Annotated in this window: 16 protein-coding genes (1 of these 16 running past the window's edge); 2 read left to right on the forward strand and 14 right to left on the reverse strand. The window is 73.7% G+C overall.

Going from position 1 to position 18523, the window contains the following annotated elements; genetic code table 11:
* The 11 genes from ACP7CD_RS08515 to ACP7CD_RS08565 form a co-directional block, all read right to left on the reverse strand.
* Nucleotides 1-374, reverse strand: partial view of a Pls/PosA family non-ribosomal peptide synthetase gene (locus ACP7CD_RS08515; protein ID WP_426119993.1) — the start only. Its footprint begins 2797 nt before the window's first position; 374 of the gene's 3171 nt are visible here — the first part of the coding sequence; it begins with the start codon at nucleotides 372-374; its stop codon lies beyond the left edge, outside the window.
* Nucleotides 299-1372: a 2,3-diaminopropionate biosynthesis protein SbnA gene (gene sbnA / locus ACP7CD_RS08520; RefSeq protein WP_426119995.1), complete on the reverse strand. Its 1074-nt coding sequence runs from the start codon at nucleotides 1370-1372 to the stop codon at nucleotides 299-301. Before sbnA ends, ACP7CD_RS08515 begins: the two co-directional genes overlap by 76 nt.
* A 767-nt stretch (nucleotides 1373-2139) precedes the next feature.
* On the reverse strand, nucleotides 2140-2847 hold the full coding sequence (locus ACP7CD_RS08525; protein ID WP_426119997.1) for a 4'-phosphopantetheinyl transferase family protein: 708 nt from the start codon (nucleotides 2845-2847) through the stop codon (nucleotides 2140-2142).
* Between the two features lie 10 nt (nucleotides 2848-2857).
* The gene (locus tag ACP7CD_RS08530) at nucleotides 2858-3688 is read right to left on the reverse strand and encodes a thioesterase II family protein (RefSeq protein WP_426119999.1); all 831 of its coding nucleotides are present in this window, start codon (nucleotides 3686-3688) and stop codon (nucleotides 2858-2860) included.
* A 19-nt stretch (nucleotides 3689-3707) separates the two neighbouring features.
* Nucleotides 3708-5501: an acetyl/propionyl/methylcrotonyl-CoA carboxylase subunit alpha gene (locus ACP7CD_RS08535; protein ID WP_426120001.1), complete on the reverse strand. Its 1794-nt coding sequence runs from the start codon at nucleotides 5499-5501 to the stop codon at nucleotides 3708-3710.
* 143 nt (nucleotides 5502-5644) lie between these two features.
* The gene (locus ACP7CD_RS08540) at nucleotides 5645-6280 is read right to left on the reverse strand and encodes a Maf family protein (protein ID WP_426120003.1); all 636 of its coding nucleotides are present in this window, start codon (nucleotides 6278-6280) and stop codon (nucleotides 5645-5647) included.
* Between the two features lie 154 nt (nucleotides 6281-6434).
* Nucleotides 6435-7508 (reverse strand): alcohol dehydrogenase AdhP, encoded by a 1074-nt coding sequence (adhP, locus tag ACP7CD_RS08545; protein WP_426120005.1) that lies wholly within the window; start codon nucleotides 7506-7508, stop codon nucleotides 6435-6437.
* A 53-nt stretch (nucleotides 7509-7561) separates the two neighbouring features.
* On the reverse strand, nucleotides 7562-9109 hold the full coding sequence (exaC, locus tag ACP7CD_RS08550; protein ID WP_095651396.1) for an acetaldehyde dehydrogenase ExaC: 1548 nt from the start codon (nucleotides 9107-9109) through the stop codon (nucleotides 7562-7564).
* Between the two features lie 142 nt (nucleotides 9110-9251).
* Nucleotides 9252-10460 carry a transcriptional regulator gene (locus ACP7CD_RS08555; RefSeq protein ID WP_426120007.1) on the reverse strand — a complete coding sequence of 403 codons (1209 nt, stop codon included), beginning with the start codon at nucleotides 10458-10460 and terminating at the stop codon, nucleotides 9252-9254.
* A gap of 157 nt (nucleotides 10461-10617) precedes the next feature.
* Nucleotides 10618-11976 (reverse strand): dicarboxylate/amino acid:cation symporter, encoded by a 1359-nt coding sequence (locus ACP7CD_RS08560; RefSeq protein WP_426120008.1) that lies wholly within the window; start codon nucleotides 11974-11976, stop codon nucleotides 10618-10620.
* 112 nt (nucleotides 11977-12088) lie between these two features.
* Nucleotides 12089-13825, reverse strand: a complete 1737-nt coding sequence (locus ACP7CD_RS08565) for a DUF885 domain-containing protein (protein ID WP_426120009.1) — start codon at nucleotides 13823-13825, stop codon at nucleotides 12089-12091.
* Between the two features lie 41 nt (nucleotides 13826-13866).
* Between ACP7CD_RS08565 and ACP7CD_RS08570 the strand changes: the two genes are divergently transcribed.
* Nucleotides 13867-15120 carry a CynX/NimT family MFS transporter gene (locus ACP7CD_RS08570; RefSeq protein ID WP_426120010.1) on the forward strand — a complete coding sequence of 418 codons (1254 nt, stop codon included), beginning with the start codon at nucleotides 13867-13869 and terminating at the stop codon, nucleotides 15118-15120.
* A 47-nt stretch (nucleotides 15121-15167) separates the two neighbouring features.
* Here the strand turns inward: ACP7CD_RS08570 and ACP7CD_RS08575 are convergent, their stop codons facing one another.
* The 3 genes from ACP7CD_RS08575 to ACP7CD_RS08585 form a co-directional block, all read right to left on the reverse strand.
* Nucleotides 15168-15398, reverse strand: a complete 231-nt coding sequence (locus tag ACP7CD_RS08575; RefSeq protein ID WP_109243380.1) for an acyl-CoA carboxylase subunit epsilon — start codon at nucleotides 15396-15398, stop codon at nucleotides 15168-15170.
* On the reverse strand, nucleotides 15395-16978 hold the full coding sequence (locus tag ACP7CD_RS08580) for an acyl-CoA carboxylase subunit beta (RefSeq protein WP_017833849.1): 1584 nt from the start codon (nucleotides 16976-16978) through the stop codon (nucleotides 15395-15397). The genes ACP7CD_RS08575 and ACP7CD_RS08580 overlap by 4 nt, the downstream gene beginning before the upstream one ends.
* A 158-nt stretch (nucleotides 16979-17136) precedes the next feature.
* Entirely contained in the window at nucleotides 17137-17439 is a 303-nt protein-coding gene (locus ACP7CD_RS08585) for a YciI family protein (protein WP_035926444.1), read from the reverse strand.
* 199 nt (nucleotides 17440-17638) lie between these two features.
* Between ACP7CD_RS08585 and ACP7CD_RS08590 the strand changes: the two genes are divergently transcribed.
* Nucleotides 17639-18523, forward strand: coding sequence for a biotin--[acetyl-CoA-carboxylase] ligase (locus ACP7CD_RS08590; protein ID WP_426120011.1), 885 nt, complete (start codon nucleotides 17639-17641; stop codon nucleotides 18521-18523).

Below are 18523 nucleotides of genomic sequence, written 5' to 3' on the forward strand. Positions count from 1 at the left end.
GGGTGCTGGTAGACGTCCTTGATCGACACGGCCGGCAGGTCCGGCTGCTTGCGCACCCGGGCGCAGAACTGCGCCATCACCAGGGAGTCCGCACCCAGGTCGTCGAAGAAGTGACTGTCCGTGGGAACGTCGTCCTTCTTCAGCACCGAGGCGAGAAGAACCGCCAGCCGACGCTCCAGCGGCAAGTCCGCGTCGACTTTCTCGACGGCCGGTGCGGATGGAGTTTCTCGCCTCGACGGCATCGTAGGGACTGAGATGGTGGGGAGGGGAGACGCCGGGGGGGCGTCGGCGAGCTTCTTCACTGCGAGAGACTCCTCGGCGAGGAGGTGGCCGATGAACCGGTCACCGGTGTGGTTGCCGCCTGCCGACGCCATGACACCTGGTGGTGCGGACGGCTCAGAGCGGCTGTCGAGTCGGAGCCGGCGAGCGCCTCGGCCCCGAAGTGGTCGAGGACCCAGTCCGGCTGGTAGATGGTGTCCAGGTACGGGCGGCCCAGGTCGGGAGAGATGGCCACCGCGGTGACGTCCTCGGCGTGGTGGGCCGCGAGCCACGTCATGGCGCCGTGGACCACGGTCCCGGTGGAGCCCCCTAGCAGGAACCCGCGCCCGGCCAGGCGGTGGCAGGTGCGGACCGTGTCCAGCTCCTCGACCATCACCACGTCGTCGATCAGGGACTCGTCGAGCTGGGGCGGCCGCACGCTCATGCCGAGCCCGGGGATCAGACGGGTGGCCGGCGGGCGACCGAACGAGACCGAGCCGGCGGCGTCCACCGCGACGATCCGGACGTCGGGCCGGTGCTCCTTGAAGTAGCGCGCACAGCCCATCAGCGTGCCCGTGGTCCCGGCCCCCACGAACAGCACCTCGAGCTCGGGGAACTGGGCCTCGATCTCGGGGGCGGTCCAGCGGTAGTGCGCTCCCCAGTTGCCGGGGTTGGTGTACTGGTTGAGCCAGACGTACCGCTCGTCGGACCGGCACAGCTCCTTGACGTGATTGAGGCGGGCGCCGAGGAAACCGTCGACAGGGTCCGGCTCGGTGACCAGGTCGACGTGCGCCCCGAGTGACTCCATGAGCTGCCGGGTCGCGGGGTTGCAGCGCGGGTCGATCACGCACACGAAGCTGTACCCCTTGCTGGCGGCGATCATGCTGAGTGCGACGCCGAGGTTCCCGGAGGAGGACTCCACGAGCACGGAGCCGGGGCCGACCCTCCCTTCCCGCTCGGCCCGCTCGACCATCTCCCTGGCGGGCTTGAGCTTGATCGAGCCGGCGAAGTTGAACCCCTCGATCTTCAGATAGAGGTGGCGGCTCAGCACGCCCTCCAGATCGATGAACAGACTCTCCTCGTTGAACAGGTGCGGAGCCTTGATGATGGACATGTGTTCCTCGTTCTCTCGCCGTGCGCTCGGTCCGTGAGGAGGGCGCGGGGACGGCGTTCTGCATTCGGGTCGGCTCGTAGCTCGGCTGACGGGCACCGCAAGGACCCTCTTCTCGGCATGCCGGTCGACGAGGGCTCCGTCCTGCGGGGCGCGGCCTCGACGGATCGGTGCAACGCTGCGCTCAGAGCCCGGAGCGATCGACGGCTGTGAGTCCCCCACTCGCGGCAGGAGCCGCAGGACAGTGGTGCCAGCCGCGAAGGCGGCGGTCGTGACTGCTCAGGTGGTTCTTCTCATGGGTCTGTCCCATCCGGTGGAGAAGCGAGATCCGCTTCGCGACTGGTGCCGGCCGGTGGCGCGTTCCCCCGAACGCCCGTTGGGCCCTGTGTATGGTTCGACGTCACCAAAGTAATCCCAGGTCAGGGGGCCTCGACCAACATTTGCGAAGATGACGGACACGATTCGGACACGGCCCCGCTGGGGGTCCGGATGATCGCGGAACCGGCTCTCCTCGTCAGCGCGGGCATCCGGGTGCCGACAACGGCACGTGACGGATGATCCTGACGTGATGGAGAGCTGGGTCCGGAAGGTGCTCCGCTCCGGGATCTCGAGCAAGCACGGCACAGGGCGAGTGAGTTGTTCGCCGCTCCCGCCGGACCCTGTTCCCCGAAGGGGGCCCGACATGCTTCAAGGATGACCGACGGGTCAGACGTTGTAGTCCGCCTCCGGATGGAGAAATCCTGTCCACCGGTGGTTGTACGCGGTGACGGTCACGGGACGCGAACGGTCAGCGCCGCCCGCGACTCCGCGCCGTCCGAACCGGTGGCCGGTGGAAGAGCCAGGTCCAGGATCCGCCACCCGGCCACAGGCCGTCCGGGGACGGGACCCGCCCCGACCTCGTCGACGGAGGGTTCGCGGAACAGGCCCGAGCCCATGGCCTTGAGCAGGGACTCCTTGCGCGCCCACACCGTGGTCACGGCGGCCGGCCGGTCCGCGGCGGGCAGGGCCCGCAGGGCAGTGATCTCGGCGGGGTGGAGCAGGGGGATCACCTGCTCGGCGGCGACCGGGTCCTGGAGCTGCTCGACGTCCACCCCCACCTCGCGCTCGGCGGTGGCCACGAGCACCTGGTCGCCACTGTGCGAGAGGGAGAAGCGCAGGGCGTGGTCCTCGAGCCTCGGCTTGGGCCGGGGCCCCTGGGCGGGGACGGGCGGTCCCAGGCGCAGCGAGGCCGGGGCCGCGCCGGTGCGGGCGGCGAGCTCGTGGCGCAGCACGCAGTGGGCGACCACGAACCGCCGCCGGTCGCTCTCGTGGCGGAACGCCGCGGCCCGGGCCCGCTCGTCGTCGTCGAGGCAGTCCCGGACGGACTCCGCCCAGCCGGCCAGCGCGGCGACGCGGGCGAGCACCACCCGCACGTCCGCGGGGGCGTCCGGCACCGACAGCTCGACCGTGCCGGGCACGGCCGGCGGGACGGTCGTCACGACGACGGGCTCACCGGGACCGGCCGGGAGCGGCGCACGCCTCGAGGTCCTCGAGCAGGCGGTGCCGGTTCCCGGCGAGCGGGTGGTGGCCGCCGGGGTACTCGCGCCGCTGCACGGCCCCGGTGCTGACGGGGCGCCAGGCGTCCATGCCGGCGGCGTCCACCGTGTGGTCCTCGGTGCCGCGCAGCAGCAGCAGGGGCGCCCCGACCGGGGCGGGGAGCCGGTCGTGGGCCATCGAGACCCGCAGGTCCGCGCGCAGGGCGGGCAGCTGCAGGGCCAGCAGCTCGGGGTTCGCCAGCACCGCCTCGGGGGTGCCGCCCAGCCGCCGCAGCCACCGGGCGAGCGCCTCGTCCGCGCCCGGGTCCTGCGGGTCGAGCCCGGCCCGCAGGTCCTCGTCCCCGTCGTCCGCCGCGTCCACGGCGCCCGGGGCGGTCTTCGCGGACAGTGCGAGCAGCGACACCCGGATCCCCTCCCGGTGCTCGAGGAGCGAGGCGAGCTCGGCCGCGACGGAGGCGCCCATGCTGTGGCCCAGGACCACGAGCGGGACGTCCGAGGCGGCCCACGGCGCGGCGGCGACGGCCTCGGCCGCCTCCGCGGCGAGGGCGGCGACCGAGGGCGCCGCCGGCTCCCGGAAGCGGTTCTCCCGGCCGGGGTACTGGACGCCGAGGACGTGCACGTCCTCGCGGACCAGGAACCGCCAGTAGCCGGCGGCCGCGCCCGAGGGCGGGCAGCAGAGCACCCGCAGCCGGGGCGTCCGGGCGGGGGCGCCGCTGCGCAGCCGGTCCTGCGCGGAGAGGTCCACGAGGCAGCGCCCGGGGGCGCCGGTCGGTGGGGTGCTCATCGGGGCCGGGCCGCCCGCGTCAGGAGATGGTCGCCAGGACGGCGCCGGCGGAGACGGTGTCCCCGGGGCTCACGGAGAGCCCCGAGACCGTGCCCGACTTGTGGGCGGTCAGCGGCTGCTCCATCTTCATGGCCTCGAGCACCAGCACGAGATCGCCCTCGGCGACCTCGTCCCCGTTGTCCACCGCGATCTTCACGATGGTCCCCTGCATCGGGGAGCTCAGGCTGTCGCCGCTCGCCGCGGCGGTGCCGCCGCCGCGCGCGGAGCGGGACTTGCGGGGCTTGGCCGCGGTCCCGTTGGGCTTGGCCGTGCCGGGCAGCGCGGGCAGGACCACCTCGAGGCGCTTGCCGGAGACCTCGACGACGATCGCCTGGCGCTCCTCCGCCTCGGGCCCGGCCTGCGGGACGCCCTCGAAGGGCGGGATGGTGTTGTCGAACTCCGTCTCGATCCACCGCGTGTGCACGGAGAAGGGGGCGCCGTCCGCGGGGGCGAACGCGGGGTCGGCCACGACGGCGCGGTGGAAGGGGACCACGGTGGGCATGCCCTCGATGCGCAGCTCCGCCAGGGCCCGGCGGGAGCGCTCGATCGCCTGCTGCCGGGTGGCCCCGGTGACGATCAGCTTGGCGAGCATGGAGTCGAAGTTCCCGCCGACGGTCTCGCCGGCCTGCACGCCGGAGTCCACGCGGACGCCGGGGCCGCCGGGCAGGTCGAGGGCGGCGATGGTGCCGGGGGAGGGCATGAAGTGCCGCCCCGGGTCCTCGCCGTTGATGCGGAACTCGATCGAGTGGCCGCGGACCTCCGGGTCGTCGTAGCCGAGGGCCTCGCCGCGGGCCAGCCGGAACTGCTCGCGCACCAGGTCGATGCCCGTGACCTCCTCGGACACGGGGTGCTCCACCTGCAGGCGGGTGTTGACCTCCAGGAACGTGATGGTGCCGTCCTGGCCCACCAGGAACTCGCACGTGCCCGCGCCCTGGTAGCCGGCCTCGCGCAGGATCGCCTTCGAGGAGGCGTAGAGCAGGCGGTTCTGCTCCTCGGACAGGAACGGCGCCGGCGCCTCCTCCACGAGCTTCTGGTTGCGCCGCTGCAGGGAGCAGTCGCGGGTGGAGACGACCACCACGTTGCCGTGGGCGTCGGCCAGGCACTGGGTCTCGACGTGCCGCGGGGCGTCCAGGAAGCGCTCCACGAAGCAGTCGCCGCGGCCGAACGCCGCGGTGGCCTCGCGCACGGCGGACTCGTAGAGCTCCGGGATGTCGTCGCGGTTGCGGACCACCTTGATGCCGCGGCCGCCGCCGCCGAACGCGGCCTTGATGGCCAGGGGCAGCCCGTGCTCGTCGGCGAACGCGAGGACCTCCTCGGCGGAGCCGACCGGGTCGGTGGTGCCGGGGACCTGCGGGGCGCCGACCTTCTCCGCGATGTGGCGGGCGGCCACCTTGTCGCCGAGCTTGGCGATGGCCGCGGGCGGGGGCCCGATCCAGGTCAGCCCGGCCTCGAGCACGGCGAGGGCGAACTCGGCGTTCTCGGACAGGAAGCCGTAGCCGGGGTGCACGGCGTCGGCGCCCGAGCGGGCGGCGACGTCGAGGATCTTGTCGATCACCAGGTACGAGTCCGCGGCGGTGGACCCGCCGAGCCCGTACGCCTCGTCCGCCGTGCGGGCGTGCAGGGCGTCCCGGTCCGGGTCGGCGTACACGGCCACGGAGGCGATGCCCTCGTCGCGGGCGGCGCGGATCACGCGCACCGCGATCTCGCCGCGGTTGGCGACGAGCACCTTGGTGATGGGGCGGATGGCGCCGTCCGCGGGGTTCTTACCGGTCACGTCTCACTCCTTGTCGAATCCTCCGATGCACTGTATTCCCCGTCGTGAGCAATCGCCCAACCACCCGGCGGCGGACCGGAAATGCGACGCCGTTTCTGTAGGAGTCCTACAAAGCGCAGACCGGTTCCGGCGGGGAGCGATTCTCAGCGGCCGGCGGTCCACAGCTCGGGCACGCCGACGCCCGCCCGGCCGAGCAGCGTGCGCAGGGTGCTGAGGCTCAGGCCGACGACGGCGTGCACGTCGCCCTCCACCCGCTCCACGAAGGCCGCGCCGAGCGAGTCGATGGTGAAGGACCCGGCCACCTCCAGGGGCTCGCCGGTGGCCACGTAGGCCGCGACCTCGTCGTCGGACATCTGCGCGAAGAACACCTCGGCGCTGGCGGGCGCGCCGCCGCTCCAGCCGGTCCCGCCGTCCGCCGGGCTGCGCGTGTCCACGAGCCAGTGGCCGGTGTGGAGCACCCCCGAGCGCCCGCGCATGGCCCGGATCCGGGCGGTCGCCGTCGCGGCGTCCAGGGGCTTGCCGTGCACCTCGCCGTCGAGCTCGAAGACCGAGTCGCAGCCCACCACGAGGGCGCCGGCGGCCTCGGGCAGCGCCGCCACGGCCTCCGCCTTGGCCCGGGCCAGGACCATCGCGGTCTCCTCGGCGCCGGTCACCCCGCGCTCCCGGACCACGGCGTCCTCGTCCACGTCGGAGACGAGCCGGTCGTGGTCGATCCCGGCGTCGGCCAGCAGCTTGGTGCGGGCGGGGGAACGGGAGGCGAGGACGAGGCGGGGAGTCACAGTCCCAGGATACGCAGGGCGTACGCGCGAGGTCGCGATCGGCTCTGACCGCGCGCGAGGGGCCGCGTCCTGCTGGTGAGACGTTCTCTCACCGACAGGACGCGACCCCTCGCGATCGCCCGGGCCAGGACGCGACACCTCGCGTCCGCCCGGCTCAGTACTCGACGACCACGCGGCCCTCGATCTTGCCCTTCTCCATCTCGTCGAGGATCGCGTTGACGTCCTCGAGCGGACGGGTGCTGTAGGTCGGGTGGATCAGACCGCGCGCGTAGAAGTCGAGGGCCTCGACCATGTCCTGGCGCGTGCCCACGATCGACCCGCGGATGGTCAGGCCCTTGAGCACGATATCGAAGATCGGCGCCGGGAAGTCCCCGGGCGGCAGGCCGTTGAACACGATCGTCCCGCCGCGGCGGACCATGCCGATCGCCTGGCCGAACGCGGCCGGGTGCACGGCGGTCACCAGCACGGCGTCCGCGCCGCCCGAGATCTGCGCGAGCACGGCCTCGGCCGGGTCCTCCGCGAACGCGTTGACGGTGATCTCCGCGCCGTGCTTGCGGGCGAGGGCCAGTTTGTCGTCGGCGACGTCGACCGCCGCGACCCGCAGGCCCATGGCCACCGCGTACTGCACGGCCAGGTGCCCCAGGCCGCCGATGCCGGAGATCACCACCCACTCCCCGGGCCGCGCCTCGGTCATCTTCAGGCCCTTGTAGACGGTGACACCGGCGCACAGCACCGGCGCCACCTCGTACGGGTCGGCGCCCGCGGGGATCTGCGCGGCGAAGCGGGCGTCGACCAGCATGTACTGGCCGAAGGACCCGTCGATGCTGTAGCCGCCGTTGACCTGCTCCTCGCACAGCGTCTCCCAGCCGGTGCGGCAGTTGCGGCAGTGCCCGCACGCCGAGGCCAGCCAGGCGTTGCCCACGAGGTCGCCCTCCTGCACCTCCGTGACCCCCGGGCCGAGGGCCACCACCGTGCCCACGCCCTCGTGGCCCGGGACGAAGGGCGGGGTGGGCTGGACCGGCCAGTCGCCGTGGGCGGCGTGCAGGTCGGTGTGGCACACACCGGTCGAGATCAGCTTGACGAGGACCTGGCCGGGGCCGGGCTCGGGGACCGGGAGGTCCTTGACCTCGAGGGGCTGCCCGAAGGCGGTGACGACGGCGGCGGTCATGGTACCGGGGACCGCGGTGGCCGCGGACTCCTGGACGGTCGGGGCTTGCTGGGCGTTCATGGTGCTCCTCCTGGAACGGGACGGACGGTCGGGACGGGACGGGTGAGGGCGGTTTAGAAGAAGCCCTGGGCGTCCTCGGAGTAGGAGACCAGCAGGTTCTTGGTCTGCTGGTAGTGGTCCAGCATCATGAGGTGGTTCTCGCGGCCGATGCCCGAGGACTTGTAGCCGCCGAACGCGGAGTGGGCGGGGTAGTTGTGGTACTGGTTCACCCACACGCGCCCGGCCTGGATGTCGCGGCCGGCGCGGTAGGCCAGGTTGCCGTTGCGGGCCCAGACCCCGGCGCCGAGGCCGTAGAGGGTGTCGTTGGCGGTGGCCATGGCGTCGGCGTAGTCGGTGAAGCGGGTGACCGACAGGACGGGCCCGAAGATCTCCTCCTGGAAGATGCGCATCGAGTTCTCGCCCTCGAACACCGTGGGGGAGACGTAGAAGCCCTCGGCGAGGTCCCCGTCCAGGACGTTGCGCTCGCCGCCCACGAGGACCTTCGCGCCCTCCTGCTTGCCGATGTCGATGTAGGAGAGGATCTTCTGCAGCTGGTCGTTGGAGGCCTGCGCGCCGACCTGGGTGTCGAGGTCCAGCGGGTTGCCCTGGACCATGCCCTTGACGCGCTCCACGCCGTCGGCGAGCAGCCGGTCGTAGATCGAGCCCTGGATCAGGGCGCGCGAGGGGCAGGTGCAGACCTCGCCCTGGTTGAGGGCGAAGAACGCGAAGCCCTCCAGCGCCTTGTCGTAGAAGGAGTCCTGGGCGGCGGCGACGTCCTCGAAGAAGATGTTCGGGGACTTCCCGCCGAGCTCGAGGGTCACCGGGATGATGTTCTGGGACGCGTACTGCATGATCAGCCGGCCGGTGGTGGTCTCGCCGGTGAAGGCGATCTTGCGGATCCGGGGGCTGGAGGCCAGCGGCTTGCCGGCCTCCACGCCGAAGCCGTTGACCACGTTGACCACGCCCGGGGGCAGGATGTCCGCGAGCAGCTCCATGAGCACCATGATCGAGGCCGGGGTCTGCTCGGCCGGCTTGAGCACCACGGCGTTGCCCGCGGCCAGGGCCGGGGCGAGCTTCCACACGCCCATGAGGATCGGGAAGTTCCAGGGGATGATCTGGCCGACCACCCCGAGGGGCTCGTGGAAGTGGTAGGACGTGGTGTTGTCGTCGAGCTGGGAGAGGGTGCCCTCCTGGGCGCGGATGGCCCCGGCGAAGTAGCGGAAGTGGTCGATGGCCAGGGCGATGTCCGCGTTGATGGTCTCGCGCACGGGCTTGCCGTTGTCCCAGGTCTCGGCGACGGCGAGCATCTCGAGGTTCTGCTCCATCCGGTCGGCCACCCGGTGCAGCACGAGGGCCCGCTCCGCCACGGGAGTCTTGCCCCAGGCCGGGGCGGCGGCCCACGCGGCGTCGAGCGCGGCGTCGATGTCCTCGGCGGTGCCGCGGGCCACCTCCGTGAAGGGCTTGCCGTTGACCGGGGAGATGTTCTCGAAGTACTGGCCCTTGACCGGGGCCACCCACTGTCCGCCGATCCAGTGCTCGTAGCGGGGCTTGAAGGTGACCTTCGAGCCCTCGGTGCCCGGCTGCGCGTAGACGGTGGTGAGGGACTGGGTTTCAACGCTCATGGTGACCTGCTCCTGGTGCGTGACGGTGCGAGTGGCACGGGTGCGGACCGCCTCGTCCGCACCATCGTGTGATGCGGATCACGCTACGAGGGGCCACGTTGCACGCACGTTGCACGCACGGTGCGGCGGGCGCCGGGGCCGGTCAGCGGCGCAGCCGCTCCAGCTCGAGCACGGCCTCGGCGCGGGCGGGGGAGCGGGCCGGCAGGAGGCGCAGCAGCAGCGCCCACGCCTCGGCGTCGTCGGCGGCCTCCGGCAGGGTGAGGTACTCGCGCACGGCTTCGGCCGAGCCGTCGGTCAGGACGGCCTCGCGCAGGAGCCCGGTGAGGCGGTGGCGCAGGGCCACGAGGGACGGCGCCTCGGAGTGGGGCAGCAGCGCCCCGGTGTACTCGCGCAGCGCCCGGCGGTGCGAGCCCCGGGCGAGCAGCTCGAGCACCCGGCCCGCGTCCGAGGGCAGCGGGGTCTCGAGCCGGTAGGGGCGGGAGGCGATCGCCGGCCCGCCCCGGGACTCGAGCAGCCGGCGCAGCCGCAGCACCTCGGCGCGCACCGTGGTCTCCTGCGCCCGGCCGGCCCACAGCTGCTCCGACAGCTCCGCGGTGCACAGGCCGTTGCCGGCGCGAGAGAGGGCCAGGAGGATCTCGGCGTGGCGCTCGGTGAGCTCCAGGGCCTGCCCGTCCAGCACCAGCGCCGGCGGGGCGTCGCCGAGCACGCGCAGGAACGCGCCGTGGGCGGGGGCGGCGGACGGTGCCGCCGCGGCGGTCTCGGAGCGGCGGGCGGAGCGCAGGGCGAGGGCGAGCTCGGCCCGGGCGGCGCGCACCGCCGCGCCGACCAGCGCCCGGGTGGCGGGGGCCGCGGCGGCGTCCCCGCCCGTCAGGTCCACCGCCCCCAGCAGCGCCCCCGTGACGGGGTGCAGCAGCGGGGCGGCCGTGCAGGTCCAGGGCCGGGCCTCGGGGTAGAAGTGCTGCTCGCGGTGCACGGTCACGGGCCGGCGCAGGACCAGGGCGGTGCCCGGGGCGTTGGTGCCCACGGCCGGCTCGGACCAGTCGGCGCCCTCGACGAAGCCCATGGACTCGGCCCGCCGCCGGGTCGCGGCGCTGCCCCGGACCTGCAGGATCACGCCGCCGGGGTCCGTGACGGCCACGACCAGGCCGGTGTCCTCGGCCAGCGGGGTGAGCAGCTCGTCGAGCACGGGCATCAGCAGGCGCAGCGGGGAGCGGGCCTCCCGGACGTCGGGGCCGTCCAGCACGACCCGCGGGGTGCAGCGCTCGGGCGCCGAGAGGTGGTCCAGCGACCGGGCCCAGGACAGTCGCAGCAGCGGGTCCGTCGTCGTCGGTCCGTCCGCCGGTGCGCCCACGCGCCGCCTCCTGTCCCGTGCTGTGACCCAGCTCTCATGCCCGTCCCAGGGTAGCCCGTGACGCGTCCAGGAACAGCGAGGGGCGGGGAACTGCCGGAATGCGTCGAGCATTCTCGCAGTTCCCCGCCCCTCGCGGTGGGGACGGCGGCGCCGGGGCTCAGCGGGCCCCGGTCGCCGCGGCCTCCTCGGGAGCGGCGTCCTCGGGGGCGGCGTCCTCGGGGACGAAGGGGTCGCCGGAGCGCGGGGCGTCGTAGAGCTCCCGGTCCAGCAGCCCCTCGCGGTGGGCGACGATCGTGGGCACCAGGGCCTGTCCCGCCACGTTGAGCGCGGTGCGGCCCATGTCGATGATCGGGTCCACGGCCAGCAGGAGGCCCACGCCGTCGAGCGGCAGGCCCAGCGTGGACAGCGTCAGGGTGAGCATCACGGTGGCGCCCGTGGTGCCGGCGGTCGCCGCGGAGCCCAGCACGGACACGAGCGCGATGAGCACGTAGTGCGTGACGTCCAGCTCGATCCCGTAGAACTGCGCGACGAACAGGGCGGCGATCGCGGGGTAGACCGCGGCGCAGCCGTCCATCTTGGTGGTGGCCCCGAGCGGCACGGCGAAGGACGCGTAGGCGCGGGGCACGCCGAGGCTGCGCTCGGTGACGCGCTGCGTCAGGGGCATGGTGCCGACCGAGGAGCGGGAGACGAAGCCCAGCTGCACGGCCGGCCACACGCCGGAGAAGTACTGCCGGACGGAGAGCCCGTGCGCCTTGACCAGGGCCGGGTAGACCACGAACGCCACGACCAGCAGGCCGGCGTAGACGGTCGCGACGAACGCCAGGAGCCCGCCCATCGAGGTCCAGCCGTACTCGAACACGGCCCGGCCGATCAGCCCCAGGGTGCCCAGCGGGGCGAGGCGGATGATCCACCAGACCACCTTCTGCACCACGGCGAGCGCGGCCCGGACCACGGCCAGGAAGGGCTCGGCGGGGGCGCCCACCTTGAGCGCCGCGATGCCGACGGCGGCCGAGACCACGAGCACCTGCAGCACGTTGAAGCCGAGGGAGGTCTGGACGGTCTCCGGGTCCACCACGGAGGAGGAGACCTGCAGGCCCAGGAAGTTGGCGGGGACCAGGCCGGTGAGGAAGCCCAGCCACGAGCCCTGCGTCCCGGTGTACGCCTCGGCGGGCGCGGCCGCGCCGCTGCCGGCGCCGGGCTGGACGACCAGGCCGAGCACCAGGCCGACCGTCACGGCGATCAGGGCGGTGATCCCGAACCACAGCAGCGTCTTCCACGCGAGCCGGGCGGCGTTGGAGACCTCCCGCAGGTTGGCGATCGAGGAGATCACCGCGGTCACGATGAGCGGGACCACGGCGGCCTTGAGCAGGCTGACGTAGCTGGTGCCGATGGTGTCCAGGGCGGTCATCAGCCAGTTGGGGTCCGTGTCGGGGTCGCCGCCCAGGGCGTCGGCCACGGTGCCCAGGACCACGCCCAGGAGGAGGGCGAGCACGATCTGCGGGCCGAAGGAAGTCATCCACCGGGGCAGCCGTCGAGTGCTTTCTGCGGAAATCATGTGGCCACGATAGGGCGCGGGAATATACAACACCGAATGACGGTGACGAAATGTGACGCCGGAATGACGGAGGTCACAGGGCGAGCGCGTACCGCAGGGTGTCCAGGCCCACCGAGCCGACCCGCAGGGCGCGGGTGTGGAAGTCCTTGAGCAGGAACTCCGGGCCCGCCGCGGCGCGGGCCGCCTCCCGCGCCTGCTCCCACAGCTGCTGGCCCACCTTGTAGGACGGCGCCTGCCCGGGCCAGCCCATGTAGCGCATCCACTCGAAGCGCAGCATCGGGTCCGCCATCACGATGTTCGAGCGCAGGAACTGCCAGCCGTCCTCGGGCGTCCAGACCTCGCCGGGGCGGGCCCCGCCGAGGGCGTCCCCGAGCTCCGCGGGGATCCGGTAGCCGCAGTGGAAGCCGACGTCGAACACCACCCGCGCCGCCCGCAGCCGCTGGGCGTCCAGCATCCCCATCCGGTCCCCGGGGTCCTGCAGGTGGCCCAGCTCGTCCATGAGCCGCTCGGCGTACAGCGCCCAGCCCTCCCCGTGGCCCGAGACCCACACGCCCATCCGCCGCCACCGGTTGAGCTCGCCCGAGTTGGCGAGCGCGGTGGAGAACTGCAGGTGGTGGCCGGGAACGCCCTCGTGGTAGACGGTCGTGGTCTCCTCCCACGTGGTGAAGGTCCGGGTGCCCTCGGGCACGGACCACCACATGCGCCCGGGGCGGGAGAAGTCGGCGCTGGGCATCGAGTACCAGATCCCGCCGTCGTGGGTCGGGGCGATGCGGCACTCGAGCCGGCGCATGGGACCGGTGAGCTCGAAGTGCGTGTCCGCGAGGGCGTCCACGGCGGCGTCGGAGAGGTCCTGCATCCACGCCTGCAGCGCGTCGGTGCCGTGCAGCTGCCGCGCCGGGTCGGCGTCCAGGGCCGCCATGGCCTCGGCGACCGTGGCGCCGGGGGCGATCCGGCGGGCGAGCTGCTCCTGCTCCGCCACGATCGTGCGCAGCTGCTCCACGCCCCACGCGTAGACCGTGGCCGGGTCCAGGACGGCGCCCAGGAACTCCTGCAGGCGCAGCGTGTACACGTCCGGTCCCACCGCGTCCGTGCGGGGCGCGTCCGCGGCGAGCTCCCTGCCCAGCACGGCGGCGAGGCCCCGGTAGGCGTGCCGCGCCGCCTCGGCCGCCTCCCCGACCTGCTGCCGCAGCGCCTCGGGGACGCGGGGGCTGCGCGCCAGCCGGTCGAAGAAGCCGTGGCGCGCCGCGTAGCCGGTGCACTGCCGGGCGGCGTTGCGCAGCTGCGCCGCGGAGGCCGAGCGGCCGAGGGAGCGGGCGTGCCGCAGGCCCAGGACGTAGGAGTCCACGGCGGCGGGCACGGCGCGCAGCCGGCCGGCGAGGTGCGCCCAGTCCTCGGCGGTGCTCCGGGGCAGGTCGTCGAAGACCTCCCGGATCTCCTGCACCGGGGAGGAGATGTTGTTGACCTCCCAGCCCCGCAGCCCCTCCTCGTGCAGGAGCAGGTCCAGGCCCAGGCGCTCGCGCAGGGCGTGGCCGGTGATCCGGTCGACGTCGTCGACCGGGGCCGCGCGCTCGAGCTCCGCCAGCGTCCGGCGGGCGGCGTCGGCGTGGGCCTCCAGGCCCTCGGGCCCGAAGTCGCGGTACTCGGTCTCGTGCCCGGGAAAGCCGTGCACGGTGGCCTGGGCCGGGTCCAGCTCCATGGCGCGCGCGAACCAGCGCTCGGCCACGGCGTCCACGTCCGTGGGCTCGCGCCGCCCCGTGCCGAGGGGCGCGGGGCCGGCGCCGGTCAGGGGGTCGGGCCGTTGATCGGTCATGCACGTCACAGTAGCGCCGGGCGCTCCCTAGACTGCGGAGCATGTCCGCTCCTGCGCCGCGCGCGAACTCCGCGCCCCCCGCGCCCGTCCCGGCCGGGCCCTCGGGGACCGCCGGGACCGGGCCCGCCCTGCTCGTGGTGGTCGCGGGGGTGGTGGGCGCCCTGCACGTGTGGAAGCTGGCCCCGGCGCTGCCCGTGCTCTCCGCCGAGCTCGGCCTGAGCCTGGTGCAGGGCGGGTTCCTGCTCTCCACCGTCCAGGTGGCCGGCATGCTGCTGGGCGTGGTGGTGGGTCTGTCCGGGGACCGGATCGGCCTGCGCCGGGGCCTGGTGCTCGGCCTGGGCCTGCTCACCGCGGGCTCCGTGACGGGACTGCTCTCCACGGGGTACGGCCCGCTGCTGGGCTCCCGGGTGCTGGAGGGCGTGGGGTTCATGCTCGTGTCGATCTGCGCCCCGGCCCTGATCCGGCGCACCGTGGCCCCGGCCCGGGTGTCCCTGCTGGTGGGGCTGTGGGGCTGTCACATCCCGGTCGCCGCGGCCCTCTCCCTGCTGCTCGGCGGGCTGCTCAGCGAAGCCCTCGGCTGGCGCACCTGGTGGGCGGCCGCCGCGGCCGGCTCCGCGCTCCTGGGCGTGCTGGTGCTCGCCGTGCTCCCGCCGGACCCGGCCCACACGGTGGTGCACGGGGTGCGGCAGCGCCTCGGGCTGACCCTGCGCGCACCGGGGCCGTGGCTCGTGGCCGCGGTCTTCGGGCTCTACACCGCCCAGTGGAACGGGGTGGTGCAGTTCCTGCCCTCCATGTACGCCGAGGCCGGGATCGCGGCGGGCGCCGCCGCGGGGCTCAGCGCGCTCGCCGCGGGGGTCAACGTGGTGGGCAACCTGGGCGCGGGCCGGGCCCTGCAGCGCGGGGTGCGCCCCGTGGTGCTGTGGTGCACGGGCTTCGCCGTGCTGGGCCTGGCCGCCGTGGTCGCGTTCGGGATCGCCCCGCTGCTGGACGAGGACGTGCGCTTCGGCGCCCGGTACGGCGCGGTCCTGGTGTTCTCCGCGGTGGGGGGAGTGGTGCCGACCACGGCGATCGCCAGCCTCATGCGCGTCGCGCCCACCCCCACCACGGTGGCCACCACGCTGGGCCTGGGCCAGCAGTTCAACGCCCTGGGCCAGTTCGCCGGCCCGCCCGCGGTCGCCTCGGTCGCGCAGGCGACCGGCTCCTGGGACCTGACGTGGGCGGTGACGGCGGTGCTCGCCCTGGCGGGCATCGCGGTGGCGCTCGTCGTCTCCCGGCGGATCCCCCGGGAGCCGTGACCGGGCGCCACCAGGGTCACGGCGTGCGGGTCACTCCTCCGGCCCGGTCACTCCTCCGGCCGGGTCCGCCGCCACGCGCCGCGGCCCGGGCGCAGCTTCAGGCCCAGCCGCATCCGGCGGAACTGGTCCCGGCGCCCCGGGGAGCCCTTCGCGTCCTCCTCGCCCGCGTGCCGGCGCGCGAGCAGGACGGCCGTGACGGCGGCGACCTCCTCCGGCGTGGGGCTGCCGGCCGTGAAGCGCAGGGACGGGGTGCCCTCGGCGGGCTCACGGAGGGTCACAGCGGGATGTTCCCGTGCTTCTTGGTGGGCATCGACGCCCGCTTGTCGCGCAGGGCCCGCAGGGCCTTGAGCACCTGCACCCGGGTCTCGGACGGGGAGATCACCGCGTCCACGTAGCCCAGCTCGGCGGCCTGGTAGGGGTTGAGCAGGCTCTCCTCGTACTTGCGCACCAGCTCGGCGCGCAGCGCCTCGACGTCCTCGTCGTTGTCCGCGGCGGCCTTGAGGTCCCGGCGGTAGAGGATCTCCACGGCGCCCTGGGCGCCCATCACACCGATCTGCGCGGTGGGCCAGGCCAGGTTGACGTCCGCGCCGAGCTTCTTGGAGCCCATCACGATGTAGGCCCCGCCATAGGCCTTGCGGGTGATCAGGGTGACCAGCGGGACGGTCGCCTCGGCGTAGGCGTAGAGCAGCTTGGCGCCGCGCCGGATGATGCCGTTGAACTCCTGATCGGTGCCGGGCAGGAACCCGGGCACGTCCACGAGGGTGAGGATCGGGACGTTGAACGCGTCGCAGTGGCGCACGAACCGGGCCGCCTTCTCGGAGGCCGCGATGTCCAGGGTGCCGGCGAACTGCATGGGCTGGTTCGCCACGACGCCCACGGTGTGCCCCTCGACCCGGGCGTAGCCGATCATCACATTGGGGGCGTAGAGGGCCTGCATCTCCAGGAAGTGCCCGTCGTCGACGATCGCCTCGACCACCGCGCGCATGTCGTAGGGCTGGTTCGCGGAGTCGGGGACCAGCACGTCCAGGGCGAGGTCCTGGTCGGTGACCTCGTCCTCCTGGTCGTGGTCCACCAGGGGTGCCTCCTGCAGGTTGTTCGCCGGCAGGAACTCGAGCAGCTCGTGCACGAAGTCCAGCGCGTCCTGCTCGTCCTCGGCGAGGTACGTGGCCGTGCCGGTCGTCGCGTTGTGCTGGCGCGCCCCGCCCAGCGTCTCCATGTCCACCGTCTCGCCCGTGACCGTCTTGATGACGTCCGGTCCGGTGATGAACATGTGCGAGGTCTTGTCGACCATCACGATGTAGTCGGTCAGGGCGGGGGAGTAGGCCGCCCCGCCCGCGCACGGGCCCATGATCAGCGAGATCTGCGGGACCACCCCGGAGGAGCGGACGTTCATGTTGAAGATGTCCGCGAACATGGCCAGGGAGGCCACGCCCTCCTGGATCCGTGCCCCGCCGCCGTCGTTGATCCCGATGACCGGGCAGCCGTTGCGCAGGGCGAACTTCTGGACCTTGACGATCTTCTCCCCGTTGACCTGGGACAGCGACCCGCCGAAGACCGCGAAGTCCTGGGAGTAGACCGCCACCAGGCGCCCGTCCACCGTGCCGTAGCCGCTGACCACGCCGTCGCCGGGCAGCTTCTTCGACGCCATCCCGAAGGCGGTCGAGCGGTGGGTCGCGAGGGCGTCGAACTCCACGAACGAGTCCTCGTCCAGGAGCATCTCCACGCGCTCGCGGGCGGTGTTCTTCCCGCGGGCGTGCTGCTTCTCGACCGCCGCCTGCCCCGCGGGCACCTCGGAGCGGGCCCTGCGGTCGTGGAAGTCGGCGATCTTGCCGGCGGTGGTCGTCAGGTCGTGGGTCACAGGCACCTCGTGGTCTGGTACGCGGCCGGCCCGGCGGGCCGATCGGTCCGGTCCGGGGTGGTCAGGGGACCTGCTCACTCTAGTCCGCGGCCGCGGGGGCCTCCGTTGTAGAACTCCTACAAAATCCGTGCCCGGGTCCGGGGGACACGGGACGGTGCTCAGCCGACGCTGCCGAGGACCACCTTCCAGGGGCGGACGGTCCGCTCGGTGACCACCCCGTGGCGCACCAGCGGGTCCTCGTCGGTGAGCCGCTCGACCGCCCCGGCGTCCTCGGCGGCGAAGACCAGCAGCGCGCCGGGCGCGCCGTCGTCGTCGAAGGGACCGGACGCGAGCAGGTGCCCCTGCTCCACGAGCCCGCCGAGGTACTGGCGGTGCTCCGGCCGGCGCGCGGCCAGGACGTCGGCGGGCCCGCCGTAGACGTAGGTGACGGCGAAGGTCGTGCGGTTCTCGGCTGCGCTCACGGTGGCTCTCCCGGGGGTCGTGCCGCGGCCCCGCCCGGCCGGACGGGACCGTCCAGCCGGTTCCCGGGGAACGGGGCTACTACTGTGGATGTGGTCCGAACACTACGCGGACGGCGCCCGGCCGGACAGCACCGACCGCCCCGGCCCGTGCGGACCCGCCCGTGACGACCGACCCGTGACGACCGACCCGAGGAGCGCCGTGCCCGACCCCTGCGCCGCCGACCTGCGCGAGCCCGCCCTGCTCGCGGCCCTGGCGGACCTCGGCCTGGGGCGGATCGACGTCCTCGACGAGGTCGGCTCCACGAACGAGCACCTGACGGCCGCCGTCACCCGGCAGGCGCGCGGGCCCCGCCCGGACCGGCCGTGGACCGACCTGTCCCTCGTGCTCACCGGCCACCAGAGCGCCGGGCGCGGCCGGCTGGACCGGGTGTGGACCACCGAGCCCGGCACCGCGCTGACCTTCAGCCTCCTGCTGCGCCCGGCGGACGCGCGCGGCCGCCCGCTGCCCACCCAGCACTTCCCGTGGCTGACCCTGCTGATGGCCGCGGCCGTCGTCGACGCCCTGGACGGGCTCGCGGCGGCCGGCGCGCGGATCAAGTGGCCCAACGACGTCCTGGTGGACGGACGCAAGACGGCCGGGCTGCTCGCGGGTCTCGTGCTGGACGCGCAGCACCCGCCGGCGGTGGTCCTGGGCACGGGCATCAACGTCGCCCAGCAGGAGCTGCCCGTGGACACGGCCACGTCCGTCCGGCGCGCCACCGGCCGCGAGATCGAGCGCGCCGCCGTCCTGCGGGCCGTGCTGGGCGCGTTCGTCCCCGTCTACCGGCAGTTCTGCGCGGACCCGGAGGCCGCCGTGCGCCCGGACGGGCCGCTGCGCGCCCGGATCACCGAGCGGATGGAGACCATCGGCCGCCCGGTGCGCGCCGAGCTGCCCGGCGGGGCCGCCCCCGTCACGGGCACCGCGACGGGCCTCGGCGAACACGGGGGCCTGCTCGTGCGCGAGGACGGCGGCGCCGAGCGCGAGGTGACGGCGGGCGACGTGGTGCACCTGCGCCCGGCCCCGGACGCCCCCGGGACGGCCTGA

Origin of the sequence: Kocuria sp. LHG3120, from assembly GCF_049897445.1 — a bacterium.
GTDB classification, from domain to species: Bacteria; Actinomycetota; Actinomycetes; order Actinomycetales; family Micrococcaceae; genus Kocuria; species Kocuria rosea.

Bases quoted from the DNA above. Each gene is read 5' to 3' on its own strand.
- ACP7CD_RS08565 (WP_426120009.1), bottom strand. From the start codon at position 13,825: ATGACCGATCAACGGCCCGACCCCCTGACCGGCGCCGGCCCCGCGCCC.
- ACP7CD_RS08560 (WP_426120008.1), bottom strand. From the start codon at position 11,976: ATGACTTCCTTCGGCCCGCAGATCGTGCTCGCCCTCCTCCTGGGCGTG.
- ACP7CD_RS08530 (WP_426119999.1), bottom strand. From the start codon at position 3,688: ATGAGCACCCCACCGACCGGCGCCCCCGGGCGCTGCCTCGTGGACCTC.
- adhP (WP_426120005.1), bottom strand. From the start codon at position 7,508: ATGAACGCCCAGCAAGCCCCGACCGTCCAGGAGTCCGCGGCCACCGCG.
- sbnA (WP_426119995.1), bottom strand. From the start codon at position 1,372: ATGTCCATCATCAAGGCTCCGCACCTGTTCAACGAGGAGAGTCTGTTC.
- exaC (WP_095651396.1), bottom strand. From the start codon at position 9,109: ATGAGCGTTGAAACCCAGTCCCTCACCACCGTCTACGCGCAGCCGGGC.
- ACP7CD_RS08570 (WP_426120010.1), top strand. From the start codon at position 13,867: ATGTCCGCTCCTGCGCCGCGCGCGAACTCCGCGCCCCCCGCGCCCGTC.